An 8230-nucleotide genomic window follows, 5' to 3' on the forward strand; every position below is an offset into this window, starting at 1 on the left:
ATATTATGTATTCATAGTCATTGAAGATACATGCTTATTTTGGAGGATGAATGAATTCGAGATTGTATGAGGACCCTTCTGAAGATAATATAAACCCACCTATCTTCACTCCTTCTCATAATAACGATTCATCTAACTCAAACGTGCCTCCTAGTTTCACTCCAAAACGCGTAAAAAGAGGCAAAATAGAGTCTAATGCGCTTCCATCACAAGCGCCGTCTTTTGCGCCTACAACTCAAAGAACAAGAATCTTAAAAAGTCCAGAACAATGTTCTTCTAGACCTGTTTCTTACACATCGCAATTGCAACCAAGACCAGCACCGCGCACAAGTTCTATTTCACAAATGCGTATTCCAACAACTATAAATAAAGCAGTTGGAAGTACAGCAAAAATACTACCGCACAAACCGCACAGAATTTTACATGCATTTATTGCATTTTTTGTTGTTCTGGCAATAGGTGTAACTGGTTTTGGGGTATATTCATGGAACTGGGTTGACTCAAGAATTAACCGCACTACTTGGCTTACTAGTACTCCTAGCACTCAAGGCAAAGCATGGCTTATTCTTGGTTCTGATCAACGAGAAGGCGAAGAAGCTAAAGAGATAACAGGATTTAGAACAGATACTATTCTTGTATTGACAAAGCCGAGCAATGGTCACAGCTCTCTAATTTCTATTCCTCGAGATTCTCTTGTTTCTTTAAATGGCGAACAAGTAAAAATTAATAGCGTTGCGCAAGCAGCTGGAAATAAAGCATTAACAGCAGCAATAGAAAAAATTACAGGTCATCGCATTGACCATGTTGCAGAAATACGTTTTGGCGGTCTTACTAATGTTGTTAACGCTATAGATGGCATTGATTTATGCTACAACCGTACAGTAAGTGATAAGTTTAGCGGGTTAAATTGGACTTCTGGATGCCATCACGTTGATGGGAATACAGCGTTGGCATTTTCGCGAATGCGATACGCAGATCCAGAATCTGATTTTGGACGAGCTGCACGTCAACGAATGGTTATTGCAGCTATTATGAAAAAAGCATTAGATCACAATACCTTATTGAATTTTGGAAAAGTAAAAAAACTTGCTGAAACGGGACTTGCTTCAGTTATTTTTGACGAGAAAACCAATCCAGGAACATTATGGGAAATGGCTCAAGCATTCAAAGAAGCAACTGGACCGTCAGGCATATCCGGAACAATATATTGGACGAATCCTGATTATCAAGTTCCAGGAGTTGGTTCATCCGTGCTTCTCGATGATGCTAAAAACTTAGATTTATTCAACCAACTTGCATCAGGAACTCATAAACCTGGATCAGTTGGAACTCTTGCAGAGCAACAATAATTTCGAAGTATTGTTGTGTAAACAACACTTCAATTAGATACCACAACTTAGAAAGCACTAAACTCGTATCTTTTAACCACAATCTTGCATAAGTATTGCACAAAAATCAAAAATATTGTCTCATACATTTATGAGTAACAAATCTAATACAGGAATGTCTACAACTAAAGTACTTATGCATGTACAGATGACAGCGAGTATAGTTCCCATATTCGCTCACGTAGCATTGGCTATAATGGCATGGATGCAAGATAATTGGATGATGCTAACCATGATTATTCCAAGCATTATGATGTACATAGCAAGTCTTATTCCACAAATTTTTCAATACATATCTGAGAAAAATTCTGTTCAAAATGTTCAACAAAATCAGCAAATTCAATTATTAAACACTACGCAATCGTCAAATAACGTAACTTATAATCAACAAACTGTAGAAAGTTTGCCAGATACTATTACACCAGTAAGTTTAGAAACATTACTTATGAGAAGAAATGCAATTTCTAATACGCAACATCACTGGAAAGAAGTATTGCAAACATGGCTAAAAAATGCAGGAACATACGACATAAAAAACAAATCCAATAGTATGAAGGAAAATCTAAATACAAATATTTATAACTACTTGCCTAATTCAAAAACTAAACACCTTATAGCTCCACTTGGAATAAGTAATAATGGCTACTGCTATTTAGATTTAATTAACAATGGGCCACATGCTTTAGTTGCTGGAACAACTGGTTCTGGTAAATCAGTACTTCTTACGACTTGGTGTTTAGCTTTGGCTTTTCAATACGGTCCGCAGCAGCTACGGTTTGTTTTTATGGATTTTAAAGGAGGAGCAACTTTTGACATACTATCTAAACTCCCACATACTATGGGAAACGTAGGAGATCTAAATCTTAAACACGCAATACGCGCTCTAAAAGGTCTCGAACTAGAACTAAATAGACGAGAAAGACTAGTAGCTCATCATGGATGTAATAATATTGCACAAGTAACCCCAGCTGAACCTTCATTGCTTATTGTTATTGACGAATTTCATGCTCTAAAAGATCAACTTCCCGACTACATGCCTCGTCTTATACGAATTGCATCAGTAGGCAGATCTTTGGGAATGCATATTATTGCTGGAACTCAAAATCCACTCGCACAAGTAAGCGCAGATATGAAAGCTAATATTTCTATTAATATTTGCTTGAGAGTTAGAGACGGAATGCAATCGCAAGAATTATTAGGAACAGCGCATGCAGCTAGAATAAGCCCAAATACGCCAGGAGCCGCATATTACAATATTGGAGAAGGAGTAGAAGCTTTGCGATGTGCTCAAAGCAGCAATCCTGCACATTTAGTACGAGCAATACAGTTAGCTGGTAGATTCTGCCATCATGATCATTCTCCAGAATTATTTAGCAAACCATTGCCGTCGATTCTTTCAGCAAAACAACTTGCAGAGTATTCAAATAATTACAAATACAAAAATTCGGAGCAAAAAATATCTCAAAGTTTACGTACTCAAGAATTTTATACGAAGCATATTATTATTGGGTTACAAGACGATACCATACACTTATATCCTGCTCTATTACCAATTCACCTTGGGAATATAGCTGTTATTGGTAGTAGGAAACAAGGCAAAACAACAATATTAAAAATAATTTCTAAAACTTTAAACCTGCCAATATATTCAGGAAAATCACTATATGAACAAAACATTAATAACATTGACAACGAAAATACGCCAATCATTATTGACGATGCAGATGAATTGCTTGATCCGCTAAATACGAGACAAACTGCTATTGCTTTTCAAAAAAGATTAAATAGTAAACAATGCCCAGTTATTATGAGCACTAGCACTTCTCGCTACTTACGTTTACCTGAGCAAGCACCAGTGAGGATAATATTTCCAACAGGAGATGTGGGCACAGATACAATGCTTGGAATACCTTCTGCTTTATCTAAAAGTTTTGATATTGAAGACTATCAACTTCCAGGACGATGTGTTTTAATCACTCCAGGATCAGCAAGTTTAACTCAAATAGTGCACCTAGAATAAAATTATCTATAGTGACGCATCTTGATTTTTACGTGCGCGCATTGCTCGACGCTTTAGAGTTCTACGCTCATCCTCGCTTAATCCTCCCCACACACCGTAATCTTGGTTAGTTTCTAATGCGCATTTTAAACACTCTGTTGCAACATCACATGAGCGACATACTGCTTTTGCTTCTTCAAGCTGTTGAACTGCTGTACCAGCACTTCCAAGAGGAAAGAACAGTTCAGGATCTTTGTCACTACATGCTGCTGTTGTGCGCCAATCAAACGAGTTGCTCATGAATTATTATCCTCATTTCTTACCTACAACGGTGAGCTTTAGAAGTTCCCCTGAATGTAAGGAAATCATGAAAAGAAAGTTTTTTCAAGGTATTTTGCATCTTTATTAGCAATTTTAATTGTTCCTGTACTTTTTACACTAAATGTATAACATTTAATGCACGTTGGAAAACAATTTTTACTAAAGCTACTCAATACCAGATACGCGCAATTTAATGTCTAACACTACCCTAGTTCCGCCCTCTCTTCGAGGAGACCAACGAACTGTACCACCAAAATCGTTAGTGACAAATGTGTTTATAATCTGCGTTCCAAGGCCAGAGCCAGATGGTTTAGCCATTCCATGAGAAGACTCGCTATCTATACCATCTCCATCATCTTCAACGACAATATTAAGATTGTCTCCGCCCCTACCAACTGCAATACGAATATGACCTTTTTCACGACCTTCAAAACCATGTTCAACTGCATTCGTCACTAGCTCAGTTAAAACAAGAGATAATGGTGTAGCATCCTGAGCTGCTAATCTGCCAAATTTTCCAACAAAATCAATATCAATATTTTGATTCTGAGACGCCAACTCAATTGACATCTTCAACAAACTCGAAATAACTTTGTCAAAATCAACAATTTCGTCAGCAGTTTGGCTCAAGCCTTCATGAACTAGTGCTATAGTTTGCACACGACGTTGAGCTTCCTCAAGTTCTTTTCTAACTTCAATAGATTTTGTCTTACGAGCTTGCAAACGCAAAAGAGCAGAAACAGCCTGTAAATTGTTTTTTACGCGATGATGTATTTCAGAAATAGTGGCATTTTTAGTACGCAATTCTTGTTCGCGCCGCAAAACTTCAGTAACATCACGGCATAACACTACAGCTCCAACACGATTATTTGGACCCCACAGAGGCAAGGAGCGCATGGAAACTATAGAATGGTTCGCTTCAAGTTCACAATCTACATCAGCTTTTCCAGTTAATACAAGAGGTAAACTTTCGGGAACATTATCGTTCGTATGCAACAACCTAGTGCCAAATTCGCTTAAATATTCACCTTGCATAGTGTTTAATCCGCCAAGTCTGCGGAAACAACTAATGGCATTAGGGGAAGCATAACGAACTATTCCATCGTCTTCTAGCACAATAAAACCATCGGATACTCGAGCATTATGTCGTTGATTTAATACAGATTCACGATATGGGAATTGTTCACGAGGAATCATGTCAAATAAAGTCTTACCAGCATTAATACTTTCAGTTTCATAACGACCATTAGATTCACGCGTTGCCAAATTAGTTTCGCGCATAACCAATCCGAGAGTTTTACCCCTATGACGAACTGGAGCATAAACGTAGCATACAGTAGCTCTACCAATAGAACGTAAGGTCGAAGAGTGGAAACTTGTCTCAGATTTCATCGCCTCATTAAGCTCAGGTACTAAAGAATCATCTAATTTTTTACCTAACAAATCATCAGTACGCAAAGTAATAGCTGTTGAAGGACGACATTGTTCAGCAACAACATAATCACCGTCACCATTTTGAATAATCAGCAGCAAATCTGCGAAACTCAAATCTGCAATAACCTGCCAATCAACCACCAAATGGTGAAGCCACTCACGATCACTGTCATTAAAATCAGGACGAGTAGCAAGAATGTTAGAAAAATCAGCCATAATGTAATAATATATCGAACTCACAGAAAATTCTGTGAGGTATGTTGTTGTTTTAAATAAGAAAAGCCGCTCCTCCTCAATTAAAAGAAGAAGCGGTTTAATAATTTATAAATTACTCTTTAAAACTAGAAACCAAACTTAGCAGCAGTTTCGCGCAAAGTTTCAGCAGAACGCTTCAAAGCAGCCAACTCACGATCAGAAACTGGAGTGTTTAGACGAGAGTTTACACCATTGCGATTAAGCAATGTTGGCACAGACATGCACACATCAGAAATGCCGTGGAAGTCATCGAGCAAAGAAGACACTGGAAGAATGCGGTTAGTATCGCGAAGAACAGCCTCAACAATATCTACACCAGACATTGCAATAGCATAGTTTGTTGCACCCTTACCGTTGATAATCTTGTAAGCAGCGTTAACAACTTCCTGATGGATTTCTTCGCGCTTAGCAGCATCAAGTGGCTCATGACCTGGAAGAGCGTTCCAATCGCACATTGGAACACCACCAATGGTTGCAGAAGCCCACAGTGGAACTTCAGAGTCACCGTGTTCGCCAGCAATGTATGCGTGAACGTTCTTAACATTAACGCCAGTGTGCTGAGCAATCAAGAAACGAAGACGAGCGGAATCAAGGTTGGTACCAGAACCAAACATTTGGTTTGCTGGAAGACCAGAAAGCTTCATAGAAACGTGCGTAACAACATCAACAGGATTAGTAATCAACATGTAAATTGCGTTAGGAGCAACCTTCACAACGTTCGGAATGATTGACTTCATGATGTTGATAGTGGCACCTGCAAGCTCCAAACGAGTCTGACCTGGCTTCTGGCGAGCACCAGCAGTAATCACGACCATGTCAGCATCACGGCAAATTTCCACATCGTCAGAACCGGCAATAGAAACTGCAGGATAGAAGCTAGAACCATGCTGCATATCCAAAACTTCAGCTTCAACACGTTCCTTAGCAATATCTTCAAGCACAATCTCACGCGCAACACCACGCTGAGCAGCAGCGAAAGCGAGAGTAGATCCGACCGCGCCGGCACCAATAATTGCAAGCTTAGTTGGCTTAACCTGCGAACTCACCATGAGCAAAAACCTCTTTTCAACAACCTATCACACCCTTATAAGCACACAAAATACCACGATTTATGCATTACTAAGGGCTGCTCTCACATTAAGAGCTTTTGGTATGAACACCTTTACTCTAATCGCACCACCGGAATTTATTATTACAACGCTACTTTCATAAGTTTTGCAGCTAACGATGGTCCAACCCAAGCAATAAGTTCAACCCCCGAATCTACATATTCTGCTTTTTCAACTACACCATTTTCACGAACTTTTGATAATAATCCACCAAACTCGTACGGCAAAGTTACATCTACACGAACACGAGGAGACGGTAACAATTCTTCTAAACGATTGCGCAATATTTGCAAATTTTCGCCACTAAATGCAGAAACAATAACAGCATCAGGATAAAGAGAAGAAAAACGTTCTCTCGCAGCATCACTCATCATGTCTGATTTATTCAATGCCATAATTTGAGGTATATCTTCTACACCAGAAATATTAGCGAGAACTTCGTTTACTGCATTAATTTGCGAAATAGGATCTGGATGCGAACCGTCAACTACATGCAAAATAACATCTGCTTGTCCAACTTCTTCCAAAGTGGATTTAAATGCTTCAACTAGTTGAGTTGGAAGTCTGCGAACAAAACCAACAGTATCTACCAAAGTATAGCTTCTACCATCTTGAGTTTGAGAACGACGTACTGCAGTATCAAGAGTTGCAAACAGTGCATTTTCTACTAATTCTTGTGAACCAGTAAGGCGATTTATAATAGACGACTTGCCAGCATTCGTATATCCAACAACAGCTACAGTTGGAATATCTTGTCGTCTACGAGAACCACGTTTTACATCGCGCGCAGGTGCCATATTCGCAATATCGTGACGAAGTTTAGAAATACGATTGCGAATAGCTCGACGATCCATTTCGATTTTAGTTTCGCCAGGACCTCTAGAACCAATACCAGCATCTCCTGCAGCTCTACCACCAGCCTGCCTAGAAAGAGCAGCACCCCAGCCTCTTAACCTAGGTAGCATATATTGCAATTGAGCAAGCTCAACTTGAGCTTTACCTTCACGGCTTGTAGCGTGCTGAGCAAAAATATCCAAAATAACAGCAGTGCGATCAACAACCTTAACTTTGGTTGCATCTTCTAAAGCTCTACGCTGGCTAGGAGGTAAATCATCGTCAACAATAATCGTATCCGCATCATGCTGAGCAACTACTGCTGCAAGCTCACGCGCTTTACCTGAACCAACATAAGTTGCAGCATCTGGTCTATATCTTTGTTGCAACATGCCATCGCAAACAACAGCACCAGCAGTCTGTGCCAACGCTGCAAGCTCACGCAACGATTCTTCAGCTTGAGCAAGAGTTCCTTTTGCGCTAGACCACACTCCTACCAGCACAACGCGCTCAAGACGAAGCTTTCTATACTCAACTTCGGTAACATCTTGTAATTCGCCAAGACCAGCTACTCGCTTTAAAGCATTACGAGATTCACGCTCCTGCCAAACTTCATCATGCTTTTCACTGTCAGAAGTAGTGTCTAGAAGCACATCCGAATGAGCATAAAGCACTGCATTATTGGTGAGATTATGCTCATTCATATTATTAGAATCATTTTCGAGGGAGGAAAAATCGTTTGAATTAAGCACATCATCTCGCCCGGATGCCACATTACTATCCGCCAACTGTCCCTCCTCTATTTCATTGTAAATAGCGTTTTACAACGTTTGTCTTATTATGGTAACTTGAGACGACAATATATGAACACAACATATATGTATGATATG

The 8230-nt window shown here is 39.4% G+C and carries 6 protein-coding genes; 2 read left to right on the forward strand and 4 right to left on the reverse strand.

The window, feature by feature from the left end; translation table 11 throughout:
• Nucleotides 1-50: 50 nt before the first annotated feature.
• Nucleotides 51-1349 (forward strand): LCP family protein, encoded by a 1299-nt coding sequence (locus tag A5295_RS02945; RefSeq protein ID WP_064621658.1) that lies wholly within the window; start codon nt 51-53, stop codon nt 1347-1349.
• A 235-nt stretch (nt 1350-1584) separates the two neighbouring features.
• On the forward strand, nt 1585-3408 hold the full coding sequence (locus tag A5295_RS02950; RefSeq protein ID WP_064621659.1) for an FtsK/SpoIIIE domain-containing protein: 1824 nt from the start codon (nt 1585-1587) through the stop codon (nt 3406-3408).
• Nucleotides 3409-3414: 6 nt separating this feature from the next.
• Here A5295_RS02950 and A5295_RS02955 read toward each other — a convergent pair whose 3' ends face one another.
• The 4 genes from A5295_RS02955 to hflX form a co-directional block, all read right to left on the reverse strand.
• Entirely contained in the window at nt 3415-3687 is a 273-nt protein-coding gene (locus tag A5295_RS02955; protein WP_004110789.1) for a WhiB family transcriptional regulator, read from the reverse strand.
• 186 nt (nt 3688-3873) lie between these two features.
• Nucleotides 3874-5358: a sensor histidine kinase gene (locus A5295_RS02960; protein ID WP_004110792.1), complete on the reverse strand. Its 1485-nt coding sequence runs from the start codon at nt 5356-5358 to the stop codon at nt 3874-3876.
• Between the two features lie 125 nt (nt 5359-5483).
• On the reverse strand, nt 5484-6446 hold the full coding sequence (locus A5295_RS02965) for an L-lactate dehydrogenase (protein WP_004107125.1): 963 nt from the start codon (nt 6444-6446) through the stop codon (nt 5484-5486).
• 143 nt (nt 6447-6589) lie between these two features.
• The gene (gene hflX, locus A5295_RS02970) at nt 6590-8092 is read right to left on the reverse strand and encodes a GTPase HflX (protein WP_064621660.1); all 1503 of its coding nucleotides are present in this window, start codon (nt 8090-8092) and stop codon (nt 6590-6592) included.
• Nucleotides 8093-8230: the final 138 nt, after the last annotated feature.

This window comes from Gardnerella sp. 26-12 (assembly GCF_001660745.1).
GTDB lineage: Bacteria > Actinomycetota > Actinomycetes > Actinomycetales > Bifidobacteriaceae > Bifidobacterium > Bifidobacterium swidsinskii.

Excerpts from the sequence above, each read along its gene's own strand:
- A5295_RS02945 (WP_064621658.1), top strand. The coding sequence starts at position 51 with ATGAATTCGAGATTGTATGAGGACCCTTCTGAAGATAATATAAACCCA.
- A5295_RS02950 (WP_064621659.1), top strand. The coding sequence starts at position 1,585 with ATGGCATGGATGCAAGATAATTGGATGATGCTAACCATGATTATTCCA.
- A5295_RS02955 (WP_004110789.1), bottom strand. The coding sequence starts at position 3,687 with ATGAGCAACTCGTTTGATTGGCGCACAACAGCAGCATGTAGTGACAAA.
- A5295_RS02960 (WP_004110792.1), bottom strand. The coding sequence starts at position 5,358 with ATGGCTGATTTTTCTAACATTCTTGCTACTCGTCCTGATTTTAATGAC.
- A5295_RS02965 (WP_004107125.1), bottom strand. The coding sequence starts at position 6,446 with ATGGTGAGTTCGCAGGTTAAGCCAACTAAGCTTGCAATTATTGGTGCC.